This window comes from Gracilibacillus dipsosauri (genome assembly GCF_003176895.1).
GTDB classification, from domain to species: Bacteria; Bacillota; Bacilli; order Bacillales; family Amphibacillaceae; genus Gracilibacillus; species Gracilibacillus dipsosauri.
This window is the reverse complement of sequence record NZ_QGTD01000018.1, coordinates 233,325-256,382: the sequence shown is the minus strand read 5'-3', so window position 1 is coordinate 256,382 and position 23,058 is coordinate 233,325. Positions and strand designations below refer to the sequence as shown.

Below are 23,058 nucleotides of genomic sequence, written 5' to 3'. Positions count from 1 at the left end.
AACAACCCAGATACCGATGGCGATGGCATCAATGATGGAGACGAGGTAGATAATGGAACGGATCCTCTTGATCCTAATGATCCGGCTGATGCTACCGACTCGGATGGCGATGGCTTAACTGACGAAGAAGAACAACAAGCTGGGACCGATCCTAACAACCCAGATACCGATGGCGATGGCATCAATGATGGAGACGAGGTAGATAATGGAACGGATCCTCTTGATCCTAACGACCCTGCTGATGCTACCGACTCAGATGGCGATGGCTTAACTGACGAAGAGGAAGAACAAGCTGGGACCGATCCTAACAACCCGGATTCCGATGGCGATGGCATCAATGATGGAGACGAGGTAGATAATGGAACGGATCCTCTTGATCCTAACGATCCTGCTGATGCTACCGACTCGGATGGCGATGGCCTAACTGATGAAGAAGAACAACAAGCTGGGACCGATCCTAACAATCCAGACTCCGATGGCGATGGTATTAACGACGGGGACGAGGTAGATAATGGAACGGATCCTCTTGATCCTAATGATCCGGCTGATGCTACTGACTCGGACGGCGACGGCTTAACTGACGAAGAAGAACAACAAGCTGGAACCGATCCTAACAACCCAGATACCGATGGCGATGGCATCAATGATGGAGACGAGGTAGACAATGAAACAGATCCTCTTGATCCTAATGATCCGGCTGATAATACTGACTCGGACAGCGACGGCCTAACTGACGAAGAGGAAGAACAAGCTGGGACCGATCCTAACAACCCGGATTCCGATGGCGATGGCATCAATGATGGAGACGAGGTAGATAATGGAACGGATCCTCTTGATCCTAATGATCCGGCTGATGGTACTGAAACTGACTCCGATGGCGACGGCTTAACTGACGAAGAGGAAGAACAAGCTGGAACCGATCCTAACAACCCAGATACCGATGGCGATGGCATCAATGATGGAGACGAGGTAGATAATGGAACGGATCCTCTTGATCCTAACGACCCAGCTAATGATACTGAAGAACAAGTGAATCCAGATCCAAATCCATCAGATCAAGACAGTGGTTATTCTGAAGCAGGTGAAAACAATGACAATCATACAGAACTTCCGAATACATCCACTAATATTTTTAATCTAATCCTTACGGGATTAGGTGCTATATTACTAGGTATCGCTACTAGTCTATTTGCACGTCGTAATAAAACCGAATAATCAAAGTAACATTAACGTAGTTCTTCTGTTAAGAAGGACTACGTTATTCCTAACTATACTCCATAAATAGGGAGGAATAAGGATAGTGACATTAGAAAAATTTATTCCAACAATAAAGCATGCTAAGAATTCTTTATTTTGTTATAAAAATCAAGCAGACAATTCCAATACAAGATTATTTACACCCTACATGAAATATGTCATTTTTCTTTCTGTTACCGATACAGATTCTAGGGCACGCGTTTTCACAGGTATAAGTACTTCTATTGAATATGCATATAAAAATGCTGAAAGAAAATGTCTTTTATATATTAATAAGAATGATTTACATCCAAAGTGGGCAAAAGTAGATTTGGCTATAAATATGGAATTATTATCAAAACGCGAATTTATGCGCCTTTATTCTAGTCAAACTCCTTTACGTAAGGGTGTCGCATTGGATTCACATTTTAATCTAGCTTTTTTAGAACAAGAATTTGAAGCAAATGATCTAATACAGAACGGTTCATTCTCAATGCGAAATATAAATATTTATCTAAAAATGTACCGTAATGCACGATTTCCAATAATTGAATCTTACATAAGAGAAATTGTTTTATTTGATACAGTTAGTTATTTCTGTGATGAACAAAACTATTATCCATTACATTCTAATAGTTTTGATCATGGACGACGAGTAATCAATGATGTAAATAAAGCTCTTATTTATGACATTATTGATCAATCATCTTCTTATCTGGCTAAACAAATTAAGCCAAACGGAAAATTTGTTTATGGTTACTATAGTCATTTTCATGAAAAGATCGAGGTCTATAGTATTCATCATCATGCAAGAACGATTTACTCGATGATCGATGCATTTTGTCTAACAAAAAGAAAAGAATTGGAATTACCCATAAAAAGGGGATTAGCTTTCTATTTCCAAAAGTCTATAAGCCTGATAAATCACCCTGCACATAAAGTAGTTGTACAATACATCGCTGGTAAAAAGAACAAACCAAGCGTAAATCTAGGGGCTATGGGAGCAACTATCATCGTAATCATAAAATATACAAAAGCTTTTCAAGACGATAGATACCTACCTATAGCTAAATCAATTGGGGACACTTTGTTATCCTTACAAAATCAATCAAGCTATAGTGATGGAATACATTCCTACTATAATTGGGAAGCCCTACTTAGCTTGCTTTATCTATATGAATTAGATAACGACATAAAATGGTTAAACTCAGTCACCATTGCTTTAGATTATAGTATTGAAAATGGTGATTGGAAGAACATCGATAATTGGTTAATTCACACAGTCAATCAGCTAACGAAATATAAGCCTGAAGACAAATATTTTAAGTTTGGATTAAGAAATGCAGAATTCCAACTTGATTTTATTCAAAAACTACACGTCAGTTCACCAGCTGTTTTAGAAGCACTTTTAGTAACAACTAACATTATTGAAAACATTCAATATTTACAAAAGAGTTACTTATTGGTGAATTACCCATTGTATGAGTTAAACAAAACGATTCAATATCATATAAAGCATCAACTAAATGAATATTTTTTTCCTGAGGTATCCATGTATATGAAATTCCCAAAACTAGTTAATGGAACATTTTTTAATCGTGAGAACTCCTTTAGATCTAGAATAGATGAAATAAGAGATTATGTATCAAGTTACTATCACTACTACCAAAAGATTTCTCAACCAAAGAAAGTATATTCATAGAAAACACTATCTATTGTCACAATAAAATATCAGCATCACAAGGAGATGAGTACTATGAAGAATAAAAGTGATATAAAGTACCCGAATTACGCTTCAAAGAAATTCTCTATAAAATTGGTGAATCTGATGCATCTCATTACAGATTTACCATCATTTTACTCTTATCAAAACGAAGTTCTTTTTAGTACCAACTATTTGAACAGTAATAATGATTATGGATCTATTTTTAATTCTATAGAAAAAAAACTAAGGAAAAACAATACAGACCTTAAGGTTATAGAATTAAAATTTGGTGACTACTATTTCTTAGTATTATTACCATTTTTTAAAGGTATGATTGGAATCGGACCATATAAAAGAGCTATTAACACTACTAATACAGCTGATTTTAGCCATTTAAAATGGATAGTTGATCCAGCATTAGAATATCGCGAACTGACGAATGCACAAATTGAGAAGTACAAAGAAATTATTCAACTTGGTGACCATTTCTATAACACCACATTAGAACCCATCGGTGAACAGCCACCATATCAACAGATTAATGAAACATCAGAAGAATACGAAAGTTATTCTATTCAAAAAGAAAATAAGTTCTTAATGTTATTAAAAAATGGAAATGTTAAAGCAATTGAAGCCTATTATGACTTCCGTAATAAATCGATGCCTCATACTACGGATATTAGAAATAAAAAGAATAATTTAATAGTCTTGGCGACGACTCTTGCAAGAGCTGCTATTGAAGTTGGATGTAATCCTCAAGAGATGATTGCTCTTCGTGAAGCAATAATAAAAGACATTGAGTCTCCTGCAAGTCATAAACGTTTTGTTGAAAAAGAAATAAAAATATTAAAACTTTTTTTAAAAAAGATACAACAGCATCAATCGGAAGGACTTACGAAAAGCACAAAAATGATCGTAAACTATATTCAGAATCATTTATCTGAATCTATCACACTAAAACAGTTGGCTGAACACTGTGATCGTCACCCAAATTATATTTCTTCATTATTTAAACGAGAGAAAGGGATGACGATTCAACAATTTATCATTTCAGAACGAATAAAAAAAGCAAAATATTTAATTCAAAACTCTTCACATCTGTTAGTTGACATTGCACACTTATGTGGTTTCGAAAGTCAAAGTTACTTTACTCATCAGTTTAAGAATAAAGTGGGATGTACTCCTCAAGAATACCGAAATGAGTTTAAATAAGGATTAAGAATACATGTTCTAATCACTAAACATGAAGGATTAGTGTCATATTCTTTTAATAGATTAGGCCCTTTAGAATAACGAACTCACAGTCTATTCTAACATCATTATAGCAAGGTGCTAGTATGAATAAAACTAGTAAAATTAACCAAGAAAATGATATCCTTTTAACCTATTTATAATATCGGACGAAAGCACTTGTTATAAAGGAGTAAAGTGAAAAAAATTTAGGAAAATTGAACTAACCTAGTCGAATAGAAATGTAAATATGAAGTAAATAACTGAAATGATACTATTCTGCAATAGCAATAATGAAAAAATCTTTCATGCTCATACGACCAAAATCAATATACCAGAATAATGTCTGTTAAACTATCAATATATTAATAAATATTACACTAACTAAATTTCTTTATCAAATAAGTAGTGAAGAGCCAAATTATATAAAATCTATAGTTTGGCTCTTCACTTTATTTCTTATGAAATGGTTAACTATTACTAATGATTTACCAAATGTATCCATGAATAGCTTACACACCATAATTTAACTCCTGTAAATATTAAATAACGATTTTATTCTAGTAATCCTCTCTCTATCCAAAATATTATCAAAGGACTCCATTAGTCGGACACCTTTACCAAAATGATATTCAGTAGCTTGAACTTTTTTATGTATGCTTGCAAAATTATCCGATGTAATTCCTGCTCCTGGCATAATTAAAGGACCATTCTTCCGCTCCGATAATAGGACTAATTCCAGAAGCATGTTAACTCCAGCTAGACAATTGGGCGCTCCACCTGATGTTAGAATTCTTTTAATATGTTTTTTATATGGAATTAGGGTTAAGTAAGCCTGTTTTACATCAATAGCATGGTCGAATGCCCGATGAAAAGTTATTTCTATTGTTGGATATTCTGTGATAATTTTGTCCAACAACTGCACATCAATCGTTCTTTCTGCTGTTAGTCCACCTATTACAAAGCGATTTGCACCGACAGACTTTAATTGTTCAATCGACTGCATCATATCCTTTACATCCGATTCACTATAACAAAAGCCTTGAGCATGTGAACGAATCATCACCTGAACGGGGATCTTTACATGTTCTATTATTTCCTTTGTTGTCTTTAAGGATGGAGTTAATCCATCTCGTTCAATACATGAGACTAACTCTAATCTGTCAATACCTACTCGCTCGGCTTCTATGGCATCTTCTAGATTCTGGACGATTGCTTCTAACATCGGTTACCGTTCACTTCCCTTCTGATCAATTCGGTCAATAATCTTACCCCAAAGCCACTTGCCCCATCTACATAGTAGCCTTTCACCTTAAAAGGCTTGACAACATTCGCCATATCTATATGAATCCACTTACTATTATCTGTAATAAATGAATGAAGAAACATAGCTGCTGTAATCGAACCACCAAATGGAGAGGAAGAAATATTTTTAATATCTGCACATTCACTTTCTAATAAATCATTGTACTCTTCGACCAGTGGCATTGGCCAAATAAAATCACCTGTTTGTGCACTTATTTCTTCATAATAAGAAATGGATTCTAGTTGGTTGCTATAAATGCCAGCTCTATTTAAGCCTAATGCTTGTCCAATGGTACCAGTCAATGTAGCGATATCCGTTATCCAAGTAGCGCCCACTTTCTGGGCATATAATAGAGCATCTGCTAAGATTAGTCGTCCTTCCGCATCGGTATTCCCTACTTCGACAGTTTTACCATTTGCATATCTGATAACATCAGATGGTAGGTAGGAATTAAAACTAGGTATGTTTTCTACTAATGGTATGATTGCTTGTAAATTTACTGGTACTTGTAGACTCTCCACTAATTTCATTGCGCCAATGACTGAAGCAGAACCACCCATATCCATTTTCATATCAACAATATCACTAACCTGCTTTAAATTCATTCCGCCAGTATCGAAGGTGACACCTTTACCAACTAACGCCATCTTTTTCTTTCCACCATTCTCATAATTCAATAAGGCAACTTTTGGAGAATGGTTACTTCCCTTTCCTACTTCATATGTTGCATGAAATCCATGATCTAACAATGCTTGCTTATCTAGAATAGTTACTTTAACCTTCGTATCCTTAAAGAGTGCGTCTATTTTTCGGGCATAACTTATGGGGGTTAATTTATTTGCAGGCTCATTACATAGGTCTCTTGCTACACATACAGCATTAGCTACTAATAGTGCCTCCGCTTCTAATGCATTATATATTGGATCATATGTGATCCTAATCTTGCGTTCTTGCGCAGTTGACTTATATTTTAAAAAGCGATAGCTTGCTAAATACCAGCCTTCAAAAAATGCATAAATACACTGCTTTCGTTTTAAATACTTTAATTCATAAAAGCCATCGAACAGAACTTTTAATGAAGTAATCGAAAATTTTTCTGCTTTTTTCCTTAATTCGCCTGCTATATATTTAATATATTCAATCTCTGATGTGGATAAGGGAACAAAAACATAAAATATTAACTGATCATCTTGATGAATGGGCTGAACCGGATCATCCTTTAATCCGTTAATAAAAATATTTCTAACTTCTTTATCTGAATGAATAAAATGAACGGATGTTTTCAACTTTTCCCCACCTCCATCTTCATCGAGAAATTTTTTCATTGTTTATAAATACAATTCAATATGTCCAACGTTTCTACCATTATCGTTGGTGATACAACTTGATTTCAATCTATCTAAACGCTCGATAGTTTCTTCATTGTCATAGTTTAATTTCTTTAATAGTTCTGCCACAATTAATGACCATAACATTTCTGTGCCACTATGCACCTTCAAAGCAATACTAATCTTTTCTTTTTTTAGCGCGAGACAATATACACCTTGCGCTCCGCCTTTTGCCACAATATTCTCATCTTCTAATAAAGCACTACATATAAAATGATGGGAGGCGACGATATGTGGACAATGATTCATAACCGTAACTATTTTTTTAACAGCCAATTGTCTATTTTTCGTTTTAAGACTGTCAGGCTGGGCAAATTTCAAATAAGAAATTGCCATGTTATATAATGGCACAGCAAAAACAGGAACACCACATCCGTCTATTCCTGTCACAACATTGTTGATAGATGTTTCTGATAAGCTAGCAACGGTTGCTAATATTTCCTGCTGTAAAGGATGGGCTATATCCTCATAACTATTATCTAATTGATGTTCTCTTGCATATGCTATAAAGCCTAAATGTTTTCCAGCACAGTTATGTAGAAAAGCCCGCTTCGGCTTATTTGCTTTTATGTAATCCAACTTAGGAGCTTCATTCAAGGGATAACTCTCCTTACATATCAGCTGCTCTTCTGAGATCTTAAGCTTTTTTGCTAAACTTAATAAGGCTCGTTCATGATAAAGCTCCCCTCTTTGTGAAGCTGTAAACAATGCAGCCTCTTCTTCCGCTAACTGATATCGCTCTATTAACTTACTCTCAAATATAGGTATTGCTTGTAATGGCTTCATTGCAGAACGATAAAAGGTAGGGTTCTCTATATCACCTTTTTTATAAATAATTTGTTTATATTGATCAATGACACATATGGAACCATGGTGAATATTTTCTACCGACTTATTTCGAAATTCTTGAGCAATAATAGGATATTCCATATTTTTAAAACCTCTTTCCTCTGCTGTAAATAAAGAATGCATAGAATCCATCTATGCATCCTTTATTCCTACCATTTATATAAAATTGTACATTGATTTTACTACTACCTTATCTGGTAAACTATATTTGGCGAAATCGTCATTACCAATGATCGACTTCGTAAAAAGGACACGTTTTTTCTTGCCCGGAATTAAACAAAAATTGTTTGTACTAAAAAAGCCATCTTGATCTGCCTCTAGCCATACATTAATAGCTAAATGACTACAAGACAATTCGATTCCATTTTCAACATATTCCACTTCGATTTGTGGATCAATGCATGCTACATCCTTTGGTTTCACTAATAGATGTTCTACAGAGTCTATTACTTTTTCACCTACTTTTAATTGGGCAAAGATAACGAAATCCTCCAGTCTCCCTTGTAAAAAAGTAAGCTTCTCTTGATGAATTTTTATTGATGTATTTTTTTGTATCGTAACATTCAAGCTTTTTTCCATGACCATGTTGCCATTGAAATCTAATGCTTGGATGGTAAGTTCAGCTGCTTGGTCTAATAATTCATCTGAAACAGCATAGAATGATAATTGATGATCACCTTGATCAACAATCAGAATCGTTTGTTTAAACCGATCCCTCACATCATATTGTAATGCTTTCCATCTTCCGTAATAATCCATGCTTGACCATGAAGCAACTGGCCAACAATCATTCATTTGCCAATACAATGTCCCCATACAATAAGGCTTGTGTAAACGATGTGCTTCAATAGCTGATCTAATCGCTTTGGCTTGTAAAGCATGACTTAAAGATAAGAAGGAAGTGAAATCTTTGGGTTCTTTATAATACATATCCATATAGGTTTTAATCAGATGATTTCCCGCTCCATTTTTTTGATGATGTAACATTACACTTGAATCTAATGCAAAATCCTTTTCCTCTGCGTAGGTAAGAACCGTTTTCTCTTCTGGAAATGATTGAAAGCCATACTCGCTCATAAAACGACCAACATTATCTTTATATGCCTGTAATGGTTTTTGACCATGCCACACATCCCAGTAATGGATATCACCGCTTTTAATTGTTTCAAATGAAGCATGCTGTGCTTCGTCCGCTGTTAATGCCTGCATTGGTGAGCTAGGCCAATATGCGGTTAATTCATCATATTTGTTGACCACATCAGGTAATAAATAATGAAAAATTTGGTCATATGCTTGCCATATTTCTTTACGTTGTTGATCGTTGTATCGTTGCTTCCAGCCCCAACCAGCATCCTCGATATACTCTGCCCACGCTGCATCCATTTCATTGTTTCCACACCAAAGGGCGATACAGGCATAATTACGCAATCGTTTCACATTATCAATGGCTTCTTGTCTCACGTTGTTTAAGAATGCTTCATCTCCTGGATACATACTACATGCGAACATAAAATCCTGCCAAACAAGAATACCATATGCATCACATAACTCATAAAATACATCTGGTTCGTAAATCCCACCTCCCCAGACACGTAACATATTCATATTGGAAGCGGCAGCTGTGGCAATTTCATGTTCATAGGCATCCTTATCCACTCTCGTTAAAAAACTATCATTCGGGATGTGGTTAGCACCTTTCATAAAAACAGGTACACCGTTTAATTCAAAATAAAAACTATTACCATTTTGGTCCTGCTCTTGAACCAAATGAATCGAACGTAAACCTGTTTTTACTTGCTTAGAACCATATGTGGTTCCTTCTTCAGAAAGCTCTAAGGTGAATTGATACAAGTATGGTTCCCCTAATCCATTACTCCACCACAAATGGGGCTCCATGATAGAGAATGGTAATTCAACAGCTTGTAGCCCTTTCTCTAGTGAAAACTTTTCGGAACGAGTGAATCCATGTTGATCAAAAATAGTAAGCTTTATATCTCGCTTATTTGTTGACTCTACTTCTACAACTGCCTTTAATTCAGCTACTTCCTTTGTAACTTGAGATTGTTGAATAAAGACATCTCTGATTCTAGTTTTTGACCATTTTTCTATATACACCGCTTTCCAAATACCACTTGTTACAAACCGAGGTCCCCAGTCCCAACCATAATGATATGGTGCTTTTCGAGCAAAAACACTTAACTTTTTCTCCTCTACTTCACCATCTTCGGAATGATCATTATCAGCAGGTAAGTTATATCCTAGCTGATCAGGCTTATCAAAATCATGCATGATAGGGGAATGGAAATAAACAAGTATCGTATTTTCCCCTTCCATAACATATGGTTTTATATCAGCCTTCCATATACGAAACATGTTATCAGCAGATAATATTTTTCTATCATTAATAAATACATCTGCATAAGTATCCAGACCTTCGAATACAAGTTCCATCTTATCCTCTATCAGATCTCGTTTAGAAAGCTGGATCGTTGTACGATACTCCCAATCTTTTTTATCTACCCATTGCACATCTAACTCATTTTTGCCATAAAAGGGATCAGGAATTAATCGGTGTGCGAATAAATCTGTATGCACACAGCCTGGAACCGTTGCTTTCTTCCAATCCCCATCCTTTGCTTCTTTAAAGTGCCAATTTTGTAATGCTATCTTTTTACTGTTTGACATTATCCTATCCCCTTAAGTGTATTTCTTTTTCTCCCCTTGAATCATAAAAACCTGTTAAGATTTTCTTAGCAAGTGAAGAAAACTCATATTCACCTTCACTATTTCGTAATATGCAAAGTAATAACTTCGTAAGGTTTGGCTCTAATATTTAAGCAATCACTCCTTTTAGCTTCTTTGATAGGTTTTTCCAGTAAATTGGTCTCAGAATAAATAGCTTCATCCTGTAGCTTAAGTGCCATCATTGTTTCATTTCCTTCCGCTTCATATAATCTCATAATGATACCCTTTTCATTTTCGGCTAATTTTATTGTATCTAAGATCATACTCTTGCTGTCCATGCTGATAAAGGAATGAGCGGGTGGGTATTTCCCTTTCTGCTTTTCTGCCTGAATGATAGGGTCCTTTGTATTAAGCTCATGACCCTTACGTACTGTATAGGCACTTCTCCAATCACCGATATGTGGATACAATGTGTAAACAAACTCATGTTTCTCTATATCAGCATTTTCATCTGGCCATTTAGGTGCACGTAATAATGATAAACGAATATTTCTCCCTTTTATGTCATAGCCATACTTACTGTCATTCAATAAGCTTACACCATAATTACCTTCCGATAAATCCGCCCATTTCTGTCCACATACTTCAAATTGTGCTTGCTCCCAAGATGTATTATTATGTGTCGGGCGTTGTATGGTCCCGAACGGAATTTCATATGTGGCGTGAGCGGATAATATATTTACAGGAAAGGCAACCTTTAATAATTTATGCTCCTCTTTCCAATCCACTTCCGTATGGAAGTCAATCAACTTCGATGTATGATGGAAGACTACCCTTTGTGTAATGAGCGAAAGGTTCGCTTTCCATTGAAAGGAAAGCTCATCAGCCACTGTACCTGAATAAATTATTTTTGCATCGATTAATTCGATTGCATCTAACTTCTGTGATGCAAAGTTAGGATCCACATCCCATGCATCCCAATCTGTTGGTAAATCGTCAAAGAGCTGGAATTCATTTGCAAGTTGACCTGATTCTATTACTTCTCTTCTAGCTTCCTTGTCGTATAAACTGGTAATAAAACCTTGATCATTAAATAGAATCTTATAATGGATCGTTTCCCATTCTTTCATAAACCCTTTTGATTCTACTAGTGAATTTGTATTAGACTCTGTGAGCCAGACGGTTTGATAGCCAAATGGTGGAACATTAGGAATCACTGCTTGGATTTCTATTTCTGTATCATTTAACTTTATGTAATCTGCTTGATAAGGCTCTCCATTTTGACTCACTATCGCCTTATTTAATAACTCTTTCCCACCTCTTAATGTAAAAATACGATCTCGACTCCAACCAAGGCTATTAAATAGAACATAAGGTGTTCCAGGTCCTTCTATATAAACAGAAGAGACAATCTGTTTAATTGCTTGTTGTTGTAATTGTTGACCTTCATATAATACTTTTTCATATTGTTTTTGCGATAATTGATAAACGGGTTCAATAGAAGTACCAGGTACAATATCATGAAATTGATTGAGCATAATTAATTTCCACAATGTATTTATTTGTTCTTTAGGATAGGCTTGATCGAAATACATATAGCAGAAAGAATGCCAAATCTCAAGGTTACGGAATAAATGCTCTACTTGTCTGTTATATTTTTTCGTTCTCGCATGGGTTGTGTAAGTACCACGATGTAATTCCAGATATAAATCACCGTACCATTTAGGTAAGTCTGGATTCCTCTCTATCACACGATCAAAAAAATCATGCACTTTACTAAATTTCACATCAGGTAATCCTGGCAGTGACTCCGAACGAGTTAGTGCTTCAATCATTTCACGCGTAACGCCACCACCACCATCACCGTATCCATACACGAGCATTCGCTCATCATATTCTTTCTTCTGGTTAAAATCATTCCATGTTTCTTGAATATCCTTCGGAGTCGTTTGTTGTCCTAGGATCGTGTGTAAATAGGATAGGATGCTTGTACCGTCGATCCCTTCCCAATAGAATAAGTCGTAGGGAAAGCGATTGGTATCATTCCAATTTAGTTTAGTTGTCATAAAATAGTCGATCTCTGCTTTTTTTAATAGTTGGGGTAAGGAAGCACAATAACCGAATGTATCAGGTAACCATTCTACTCGCGGAGCAACACCAAATTCCTCTTGAAAGTATTTTTTACCAATGAGTAGCTGCCTTACTAATGATTCCCCTGATGGTATATTTAAATCTGGTTCGACCCACATCCCACCGATAATCTCCATCCTGCCGGCGGCTACTTGTTTTTTTACACGTTCAAATACCTTCGGGTAGTGTTTCTTCACCAATTCAAATAATTGTGGTTGACTTTGTGCATATTCAAAATCCTTGTATTCCTCTAAGAGAGTACTGGCTGTAGAAAAAGTACGGGATGCTTTACGAATCGTTTCTTTTAAGGGCCATAACCAGGCAACATCAATATGTGATTGGCCAATTGCTTTAACGGTACCTTCTCGATAACCAGATAGTGCTTTCAATACATCGCGTACTTTCTTATCCTGTATGTGGAACAAAGAGCGCTCGATCGCTTCTATATCGGTAATAAGTCGAAATGTATCAGCAACTTCTGATAAGGTTTGGTACAATACATGAAAACGAGAAGTCTCTTCCTTCAATAAACCTAATGTGGAACAAGCAGTCTCAATCGTAAACAATAAATCCTGTACTTCTTTTCTAACCTTTACTACATTACTATTCTTTAAATATATTGGCGGTGGGCTCGTTTCTGCACTGGCTACTTGATTAAAACCCCTTAAATGGTCCTCTGGGATACCTATAGGATTAAACAATTCTAGTTCAATCTGTAATGATGGTTCATTTAATAAACATGTCGGTAATTTATAAAAGGATCGATTGCGATCAAAGCCTTGTAGGGGTGTTCCATTGATAGAAAGTAACGCCTCATAGTGTGAAGGCTGCCCACCTGGTCCTGCAGCTTGAAAAGCAATGCCAACATGATCCCCCTCCAAATTAGATGGAAGATGAACAGCTGTTTTTAAAAATGCGGTTTCCCCAGATTGAATGAGATGATCCCCAAGCGTCACTTTTTTTTCTCTTACAAACTCGTAGGTTTCCGCATCTTCATAGATATATATTTCGGTATGCCAATTTTTAATCGTGATTAAATCGATATATTGTAGCTCTCTCAACTGTTTTATTAAACGATAAATTCTTTGCATAAATATCCCTCATTATTGAATAATTAGTTCTTTCTCTATGAAACGTTTAGGAGAATCGCCTACCATAAGTAATACTGTACCTTGCTCTACTTTTTGCTTCATGTGCAAATCCCATATGGATAGATCTTCCTCTGTTAAAGCTAACGTCACCGTCTTTGTTTCATTCACTCGAAGCCATATCTTTTGAAAATCTTTTAATTCTCTAATTCTTTGGGTAACAGAGGATTCGATATCTCTTATGTATAACTGCATCACAACATATCCGTCATAAGGTCCATCATTTGTAACGTCAACTGGCAGTTCTACCATCTTACCTTCGCTTAATAACTGGCGATCAATGAATAGCTTTTGCTTTGAACAGAATTGATAACTAAAAGAAGAATAAGATAGCCCATCCCCAAAACTATACATTGCCTCTCCTGATTCATCATAGTAATCTCTTTTTCCACCACTATCTTTATAGTTATAGTAAACGGGTAGTTGGCCTGAAGAAAATGGAATAGAAATTGGTAATCTCCCACTAGGGTTTACTTCTCCAAAGATAACCTCAGCTATAGCTCTCCCACCTTGTTGACCAGGATACCAAGCAATTAAAATAGCATCCAAATATGGTTCAATATGTTCGATACTATGCGGGCGTCCCTGGACAAGTACACCGATCATTGGAATGTTTAGTTGCGCTAGCTCTTTCACTAGCTCTTCTTGGACTCCACCTAATCGGAGATTTGCCACATCCACATTTTCGCCACTATCCATTTGAGACTGATCTGGATTTATTACTGCCCCATTTGTATGAAAGGACATACCAAATTCTCTAGCACTTGAGCCACCTAAAGCTAAAATTATTACATCGGATTGACGGGCCAATTTTTTGGCATGTTCAAAATCTGACTTATCCTCTGAACGAATATCACACCCTTTTGTATACAACACGGTATCTTGGTCTTTGGCGATAGAAGTAATCCCATCTCTTATTGTCACAACTGAATCTCTTCGTTGAGGAGGTGTGTAATCTCCAAGCATGTTATACACATGATCTGCGTTTGGTCCAATAATCGCAATAGTTGGCTTATCTTTATTTAATGGTAGGAGATTTTGCTTATTTTTAAGAAGGGTAATAGATTCTCTAGCCATTTCTAGATTTAACCTTTTCCCTTCTTCTCGATCAACAATCTTCTCTTCTAGAGGGGCTTCGGAAAATAAGCCTAATAGAAATTTCACATAGAGAACTCTCTTTACTGCCATATCGATAGTTGCTTCTGTCATTTTGCCATTTTCCACCGCGTATTCCAATTGGGTATAGATATCATCCCATAAGCTTAAATCTACTCCTGCTTCCATGGCATATTTCGCTGCTAATTCTTTATCACCGCTAAGATGAAGTAATCTCTCTAAAGCAACTCCATCAGCCATTACAAAGCCTTTAAATCCAAGTTCATTTCTTAAAATATTTGTTAATAAATATCGATTGGAATGGCAAGGAATACCATCGATTTCGTTGTATGCCGCCATACATGCTAATGCACCGGCCTCAATACCTGCTTTCATTGGTGGAATATGTATTTCTCTCAATTCACGTTCACCGATTAAGGCTGGTCCTGCGTTATGTCCACCTACCGCAGAACCTTGTGCAGCAAAATGTTTTAAAACAGCAAGAACTTCCCTCTTTTCTCCTTGCATCCCCTTTACGACTGCTTCTGTCATTCTGGAAGAAAGATATGGGTCTTCAGCGAAACACTCTTCCGTTCTACCCCACCTCGGGTCCCTTGCTATATCTAATGTGGATACAAGTCCAAGATGAACCCCTTTTTCCTGTAGCTCTTTGGCAACATAGTTTGATACTCTCTGTTGAAGTTTTGGATTCCATGTTGCTCCAGAACCAATATGTGTTGGGAAGACGGTACTGTCTAATGCTTGGTGGCCATGAGGACATTCCTCTGAGAATAATACGGGAATACCTAATCTTGTATGCTTTTTTAAATATTGTTGAATCATCGTTGTTACATGCAGACAATCCTTTAAAGGGATGCCATTATCAAAATGAATACCAGACCATGGATCTGCTCGAAACAAGCCATACAATGCTCCTATTCCTTGAAATGTTTCCACATGTTGTTTAAAGAGATCTGTTAATTCATATTTACCCCCCTCTTTTTTATATACTTGCCAGCCATAAAGCTTTTGGTTTAGTTGTCCGACTTTCTCTTTTAAAGTCATTTGCTCTAGTAATTGATCGACTTGTTGTTCTATCAAAGTTTCCACCTCTGACCAAGTGTGAATTTAAAAACATGTGCAATCGGCGTGGATGTCTCCTTTAATGTTGGCATATTTATTTGAATAGATGCTCCCTTCTGCTCAAAGTCAAGAAGCGTATCTCTTCCAAGCCATTCAACCTGTAAAATCTCATGATCAAATGGGATGGAAATCGTATTCTGACGGTACGCATCATCATTCTCATGATACAGACGAAAGCAATACACGTGATTATTTTTTGTCGTATAGGCAAGGTTATCTTCAAAATACGGTGCGATCATACGCGTCCCATATATCGCCTCACCATGAACCTTTAACCAAGCACCCATTTTTTTTAATCGTTCGATTGCCTTTCTCGGTAATCTGCCATCAGGCTGTGGCGGAACATTTAATGCTAAGTTTCCACCCTTCGCAACGATTTCGATCAGTGTATGAATAATTTCTCTTAACGTTTTATACTTATCCTCAAATTTGTAAGAAAAGGAAGTCGCAATCGTTATACAGCTTTCCCAAGGTACATTAATGGGATGTGTTGGTACCGTTTGTTCTGGTGTTATGTAGTTTTCATATATTCCACCAACTGTTCGATCAGCGGTTAATAACCATGGCTGATGCCTGCGGGCTTCTTCTACTACTTCACCTAAGCGAATATCTTGATTCCTCTTGCCTACCCAGCCGGCATCTAGCCACAATATATCAATTCTCCCGTACTTCGTGATTAATTCCATTATTTGATGATGTGTGAAGGAGATAAACCTTTCCCACATCCAAGGATATTGATCTGGATCATAGGAGGGGCCTCGCCACATATGTTGTTTTCTGTCCATGCCAGGCGCCCAATAATACGGTGTATGCCAATCTGCCTTAGAAAAATAAGCGGCAATCGCGATTCCTTTATCACGAAATGCATCAAAAACATTGCGGGTAATATCCGCATATTTATGTTTATGAAAAGGGCAGTCCTTGCCGGTAATTTTATAGTCTGTCTCGTGCGTATCCCACATCGAAAAGCCATCATGGTGCTTTGTAGTAAAGATTAGATATTTAAATCCAGCTTCAGCTGCTAGTTGTGCCCATTTCTCTGGTTGAAATCGTATCGGATTAAAGGTTTTATTTAAATCAAAATATTGCCTCTTAAATTCCTCCATATCATCCGTCCAGTCAACATCATCCCGTGACCAATCTCCATCCTCATCACTTAATGCCCAAGATTCTACTAAGCCTATTTGTGAATATGGACCCCAATGCATCATAAGTGCCAATTTTTGATCTTTAAACCACTCTAACCTTTCTTTTAAGATGGCACTTTCAGGTTCGATCCAATTTTTTTCGGATGAATAATGATGGACACCTTGTTCTTGTTCTTCGTTCATACTATTCATCCCCTTCTGTATTTCGATAAAGGACTACCTGGAACATACCAACCAATCCTGCTTAAGACAAACTCACTAAACATCGAATTTGCCCATGAAAACCATGGTCTTGTGAATTGTGTAGGATCATCAACATGGAAGCCTTCATGCATGAAATTTGTTTCTGCATCTGTTTGCTTAAATAATTCCATCATTTCTTGTATTTCTTGTTCGTTAATCGATGTTAGCCCTTGTATTGCCAGTGCAATATGCCAGATATAATGATCAGGCGTATGTGGACTTCCAATTCCCTTAGCAATCTTCCCTTCAAAATAGTAAGGATTTTCCTCACTTAAAATAAATCTCCTCGTATTTAAATAAATCGGATCATCCAATGCACAGTAACCTAGATATGGCAACGACAATAGACTCGGTACATTGGCATCATCCATCAACACATAATTCCCTAATCCATCTGTTTCGTATACATATATTTCTCCATAGTCTGGGTGTTCAATGGTTCCATATGTGTTGATTCCATTTTCTATTTCTTCTTTTAATTTCTTTGCACCTTTTGCAATGGTTATATCCTGTAATACTGCTTCTGCAATTTCTATCAGTTGTTGTAAAGAGACAACGGCAAACATATTCGCCGGAATTAAGTAACCATATTGACAGGCATCATCACTTGGTCTAAACCCACTCCAAGTCATTCCTGTATAGCCTACAGGTGCCCCAAAGCCATCATGAGATAAGGTGTCTTGTGGTGGACAATGATCGCGAACAAAATGATAGTCAGATTGTTCATGATTCTGTTCGATTGTCCATACTTGTAAGATTTTTTTAACTGCTTTACTGAATGTCTCATCGAAGTGTGACGTGTCACCAGTTGATTTCCAGTAAAGATAGGCTAGTTGTATAGGGTAGCATAATGAGTCAATTTCGTATTTCCTTTCCCATATCCAATCTGTCATTTTTGTTTGGTCATCATGAAACCTCTTTCCATTTGCGGACTCATTGAATGCATTCGCATATGGGTCATGTTGGATAAAAAAGAACTGTTTTTGAATGACTCCTTTAATCATTTTTGCAATCGTTTCATCCTGATCTGCAAGTAATAAATATGGTCTGACTTGTGCAGCTGAATCACGTAGCCACATTGCTGGAATATCCCCAGTAATGACAAACGTCGATCCATCTGTTTGTGGTCGAATCGTCGTTTCATACGTATTCACAAAAGTTTTTTTGAACATTTCCCTTATTTTTTTATCATGAGGGAATTGATCGACAACATCTTCGATAAACTCTTTAATAGCTGGTGTAAGCACCTGTGTCATTGCATCTCACTTCTTTCTATTAGGAATCATACCAATCGTTTTTATTTCATATGGTTTCAGATTTATTTGATGTTTATCTATCCATTCGTTTACTTTTTCTTCTATTACATTACTCTCATATTTTGTGTCAATAAGCGGATTTGCCTTTATTTCAAGTGATCCTGGTTGATCCATCATATTGAAAAAACGAATCATGACATCCTTTTTATTGGTAGCTACTTTAAGTGACGTTTGAGCAATAGGATGATCTGACTTATAGGAAAAATATTGATAATTACCTGAAAGCTCACCAGTTTGTACAGGAAGTTGTAAGGTAGACCATGGCACAGCATATTGATAGGCATCATGATAGACTATTTCTCGATTCCGATTACCAATATGAGGGAAGATTTTAAAGGACGCTTTATGTGCACCCAAGCATTGCGCTTCAGGTGTAGGAAAATACCCCCAATCTCCTAATTCACCAACGGCCCGAAGCAAGGTAATAGCAATCGTGTTTGCTTTATCTCTTAGAATTTCATATTCATTAAGTCCTTTATTTGCAATCGTTATTCCTTTCACATCATCATGCATGCTAACAAAGGCTTGCTGGTGCTGAGAGTAATCTGGATTTGTCCATTCCTCTGACGGTACATTATTCCGTTTGGCTACTTCAAAAATACTATCTGCATAATGATGACTCGATTCTATCGTTGTTGGAAATAAGACTCGTAAACGATGGTCTTTCGCATTATTATCATAAGTAACTTCGACATTAACCCCTGTGCCATTCTTCTCTAGGCTCACCTTTGTTGTAATCGTCAATAGAATTTTTTTATTACTACGCTTCGATTTCCGGGTGTTAAATCCTACTAGTTGTTGCTGCTCTTGTTGTAGCATTGCTTCTGCACTTTCTGGTATTTCCCATTGGTGGATAATTTCATATGTTGCTCGAATAGATGTATTCTCAATCAGTTCAACCGATGCCTCGCTATCTTCTGTTGTAATCGGCAAATCTTCTGAAGCTTGTTTATACATATACTCATTACCGATATCACCAGAATTTTCATAGATTAAAAGATTAGGAAACACTTCTTTTGTTTGTTTATCAAATATGGTAAGCGAGCCATTTGGATTTATTTCTACCTTTAAAAAGTTATTTTCTAACGTATTTGCTTCTTGTGCGATGCTTCTTTCGTCTGCTTTAGTACTTTTAGCTATTTGAACAAAGGCAAATGTACGATGGCTGAAGGAAGGAACATCTTTCGCTTCAAACGAAACCGTTGCTCTTTTTGCTAGGTATGGTTGACGGAATTGATGCTTTGGTAAATCATAATCAAAAACAATCTTTACATCATCTATATGATAGGCGTATTCCTTACCATCCAGATCAACTAAAGTATAGCCGTCTAAATCAAATTCCTCGATGGATTTGCGATTAACACCATCAGCAAAATAAGATCGTATAAAATCTATTTCAACAGTAGCCACCCCAGTTTTCGGAAGGCCTGTTGAATTGAAAAGCACAAACGGTACTGACTGATTACTATATTGTATGAAACTAGAAGTATCTATTTTCGCACCAATTTTTTTTAATGTTGCTTGCTTCAGACTCTCAGCCATATGTTTACTTTTCTCAAAGCGTGTAACCATTTCACGATGGACCTCATCTACACTACAACCGCAAATACTGTCATGTGGATGATTTTGCATTAATGTTTTCCATGCATACTCTAAAATATCGTGATCATAGTCTTCACCAAGTAAATAAGCAAAGGTTGCTAATGGCTCTACTTCCTTTTCTAGAAATGTCTGTACTTCATGATTCATTCTTTTTAAATACAGACGAGAGGAGGCGGTATTTACAAGGGTTCCCCAGCCGTCAGTATGTTGACTTCTTAATTCACCTTTTACTTCTTTTAGTTTTGGCTTCGATAATTGTCGGTCTATTGCATTTACGTAATCATTAAAATTAGAATGAATAAATTCATAATCTGGATATAATTCTTTTGCTGTACGAATTGCTGCAGATAAATCAACTTGTACTGGCTGGTGATCACAACCATTAAGCATTAAGAAGTGATCAGAAGCAGCATATTTTTCCATCGCTTCGAGATGACCATCCCAATATTTCTTCGCAAGGTCTCTCTCGACAGGTATCTCATTCCCATTACAGTACCAATTCGCGAATAAAATACCTGTCACTTCAGAACCATCTGGCGCTTGCCATCTCATTTCTGAATATGGTGATTCATACATATCTGATTCACCTACTAAATTGTTAAATCCAGTGGGCTTCACACCACGACCAAATGCCGCATGTTTTATCCCTGCTTGATGTAGGATTTGTGGTGCTTGCCCCATATTGCCAAATGAATCAGGAAAATAGCCAATTTTTGATAGACTTCCCCACTTCCTTGCATCTTTAAAACCATACTGCAAATTACGAATATTTGCTTCACTACTTGTTAAAAATTCATCCTGTAATACATACCAAGGTCCAACATGAATACGACCATCTTCTATTAAACGCTTTATTTTCTTCTTTTTTTCTGGTCTCACTTCCAAATAATCGTCTAAAATAATAGTCTGCCCATCTAAATGAAAGCTTTTAAAATCCGTATCAGCCTCCAATATCTCTATTAATTGATCCATAAATTCAATTAATAGATAATGATGCTTTTCATATGGTAAATACCATTCCCGGTCCCAGTGTGTATGGGAAATAATATGAATGGTTTTCTTTTGTTGACTCACGTAAAACTCCTCCAATTTGTGTTGGATATTTTCCTTCCTCATCCATCTTATCTTTCTAATTATGTATCTATAAGAGATGGAGCAATGGCTCGTCATCCTACTTCAGTAATAGATGTCAATAACGAGCCATTGATTTGGAATAGATTAGTTTTTCGCCCAGCGATCATATGCATCCTGATAGATCTCTACATAACGATCAATATTCATGTTTTCAATTGTTTCGATATATTTATCCCAATTGGTTAAAGGCTCTACACCCGTAATAAATTTTGCTTCCATTTGTTCCACATATGATTCCAAATCCACTTCAATTGTGTTAATTTCTTCTTGCTCTTCTTCTGTTAAGTAAACTAATGGATACGCAGTCTCTGCATATGGATCTACTTTGGCTTTTGTTTCTTCTTCAATAAATAAGTCAAATTCAGATCTTGGTGCATTTTCTACTAAATCTACTAACATTGGTGTAGTAATCCCATATGCTGGTGTTAATGTACCACGATAATCTTCACTACTTTCAAATTCTTCCGGCACTTCTTTAAATACCCTTTGTCCATCCTCGCCTTCTTCCCATAAATAACCTTCTGGACCTTGATCAAAGAAATCTCGTCCTTCTTGAGAATATAAATAGTCAATCCATCTCATCGAAGCTTCTGGATGATCATTATTTGAAGTAATCGCAAAAGCTCCTCTACTTATTCCCGGATTTCCTGGTAAAACAATCTCAGGTGACACCTCACTCGTCAAAGGATGGAACATTGGATTATTCATCGCTTCTTCTTCTGTTTGTCCAGTTGTAAAGAAAGAGAACCAGTCAGGAAATAGTCCTAATCTATTTTGTTGACCCTTTGCCTTTTTCTGTTCATCCGCTTGGGAGAAGGTCTCCGGATCAAGTAATTTCTCTGCATATAATTTATTCATATAGGTCAAATATTCTTTGTAATTTTCCGTAACAGGAGCATATCGAACTTTTCCTTCGACTTCTTCAATGCCCCACTCCTTCATTCCAAATGCGGCTAGAAGCCATCTTCTTGTACTATTCATTTTGACATCGACTAAAGGAATCTCGTCGGCTTTGCCGTTACCATTAGGATCTTCATCACGAAAACGTACTAATAAATCGTATAACTCATCCGTTGTTTTCGGTAATTCCTCTACACCTAATGCATCTAACCATGCCCCGTTATACCACATGGGGCCTGCTGGCCAAGCTGCTGTGGGATGTTGATTGATTGCTGGCAAAGCATAGATATGCCCATCTGTTGTGGTTATCGATCTTTCTATTTCTGGATTTTCCTCCATAAGTGCTTTGAAATTTGGGGCATACTCATCGATTAAATCCTCTAATGGGATTAAAACACCTTGTTCACCGTAATCAACTTCCATACCTGGTGTTAAGTCCGCCGTTCCTGCACCAAAAATAATATCTGCGATATCACCACTTGCAAATGCTAGGTTTAATTTTGTTTGAAAATCACTTAATGGTGGTGTATCGTATTCAAAATTTATGTTTGTTTTCTCCGAGTATTGTTGTAATGTCGGCATGTCTTCCCACTCTGCAAGACCAGTACCTGGAGCCATTAATGATAAGGTTATTTCTTCCTCTACAATCGGATAGCCTTCTTTATTTACAGCAACATCCTCAGACTGATTATCGTCATTATTATCAGCTTGATTCGTTGTGTCATCATTACTACACGCTATTAAAAAAATGAAAAGTACTGTAAACACTACGGATAACCATAATTTTCTCTTCATTACTT

General features: G+C 36.6%; 13 protein-coding genes. 3 read left to right on the top strand and 10 right to left on the bottom strand.

From position 1 onward, the window contains the following. The 3 genes from DLJ74_RS17265 to DLJ74_RS17255 all read left to right on the top strand — a co-directional run. A partial coding sequence (locus tag DLJ74_RS17265) for an LPXTG cell wall anchor domain-containing protein (RefSeq protein WP_146202444.1) occupies positions 1 to 1,215 on the top strand: 1,215 nt, incomplete at its 5' end. Between the two features lie 85 nt (positions 1,216 to 1,300). Then, the gene (locus DLJ74_RS17260; RefSeq protein ID WP_109985393.1) at positions 1,301 to 2,938 is read left to right on the top strand and encodes a hypothetical protein; all 1,638 of its coding nucleotides are present in this window, start codon (positions 1,301 to 1,303) and stop codon (positions 2,936 to 2,938) included. A 54-nt stretch (positions 2,939 to 2,992) separates the two neighbouring features. Next, on the top strand, positions 2,993 to 4,153 hold the full coding sequence (locus DLJ74_RS17255) for a helix-turn-helix domain-containing protein (RefSeq protein ID WP_181397644.1): 1,161 nt from the start codon (positions 2,993 to 2,995) through the stop codon (positions 4,151 to 4,153). A 544-nt stretch (positions 4,154 to 4,697) separates the two neighbouring features. Here the strand turns inward: DLJ74_RS17255 and DLJ74_RS17250 are convergent. The 10 genes from DLJ74_RS17250 to DLJ74_RS17205 all read right to left on the bottom strand — a co-directional run bounded on the left by DLJ74_RS17250 (position 4,698) and on the right by DLJ74_RS17205 (position 23,053). Further along, positions 4,698 to 5,396, bottom strand: coding sequence for a copper homeostasis protein CutC (locus DLJ74_RS17250; RefSeq protein ID WP_109985391.1), 699 nt, complete (start codon positions 5,394 to 5,396; stop codon positions 4,698 to 4,700). Then, complete coding sequence (locus tag DLJ74_RS17245; RefSeq protein WP_181397642.1) at positions 5,390 to 6,763, bottom strand: M17 family metallopeptidase; 1,374 nt, start codon at positions 6,761 to 6,763, stop codon at positions 5,390 to 5,392. The genes DLJ74_RS17250 and DLJ74_RS17245 overlap by 7 nt, the downstream gene beginning before the upstream one ends. A 42-nt stretch (positions 6,764 to 6,805) precedes the next feature. Then, positions 6,806 to 7,846 (bottom strand): asparaginase, encoded by a 1,041-nt coding sequence (locus DLJ74_RS17240; protein WP_245902377.1) that lies wholly within the window; start codon positions 7,844 to 7,846, stop codon positions 6,806 to 6,808. 24 nt (positions 7,847 to 7,870) lie between these two features. Then, entirely contained in the window at positions 7,871 to 10,399 is a 2,529-nt protein-coding gene (locus DLJ74_RS17235; RefSeq protein ID WP_109985389.1) for a beta-mannosidase, read from the bottom strand. 98 nt (positions 10,400 to 10,497) lie between these two features. Further along, entirely contained in the window at positions 10,498 to 13,620 is a 3,123-nt protein-coding gene (locus tag DLJ74_RS17230; RefSeq protein ID WP_109985388.1) for an alpha-mannosidase, read from the bottom strand. Positions 13,621 to 13,632: 12 nt separating this feature from the next. Then, entirely contained in the window at positions 13,633 to 15,900 is a 2,268-nt protein-coding gene (locus DLJ74_RS17225; RefSeq protein WP_425454599.1) for a glycoside hydrolase family 3 N-terminal domain-containing protein, read from the bottom strand. Then, positions 15,870 to 17,246, bottom strand: coding sequence for an alpha-L-fucosidase (locus DLJ74_RS17220; RefSeq protein WP_425454592.1), 1,377 nt, complete (start codon positions 17,244 to 17,246; stop codon positions 15,870 to 15,872). Before DLJ74_RS17220 ends, DLJ74_RS17225 begins: the two co-directional genes overlap by 31 nt. A 5-nt stretch (positions 17,247 to 17,251) precedes the next feature. Next, on the bottom strand, positions 17,252 to 18,562 hold the full coding sequence (locus DLJ74_RS17215; RefSeq protein ID WP_109985386.1) for a glycoside hydrolase family 125 protein: 1,311 nt from the start codon (positions 18,560 to 18,562) through the stop codon (positions 17,252 to 17,254). A 6-nt stretch (positions 18,563 to 18,568) separates the two neighbouring features. Beyond that, a complete protein-coding gene (locus DLJ74_RS17210) occupies positions 18,569 to 21,298 on the bottom strand; it encodes an alpha-mannosidase (RefSeq protein ID WP_245902376.1) in 2,730 nt (909 codons plus the stop codon). A 144-nt stretch (positions 21,299 to 21,442) separates the two neighbouring features. Continuing rightward, positions 21,443 to 23,053: an extracellular solute-binding protein gene (locus DLJ74_RS17205; protein ID WP_109985384.1), complete on the bottom strand. Its 1,611-nt coding sequence runs from the start codon at positions 23,051 to 23,053 to the stop codon at positions 21,443 to 21,445. Between the last annotated feature and the right edge of the window lie 5 nt (positions 23,054 to 23,058).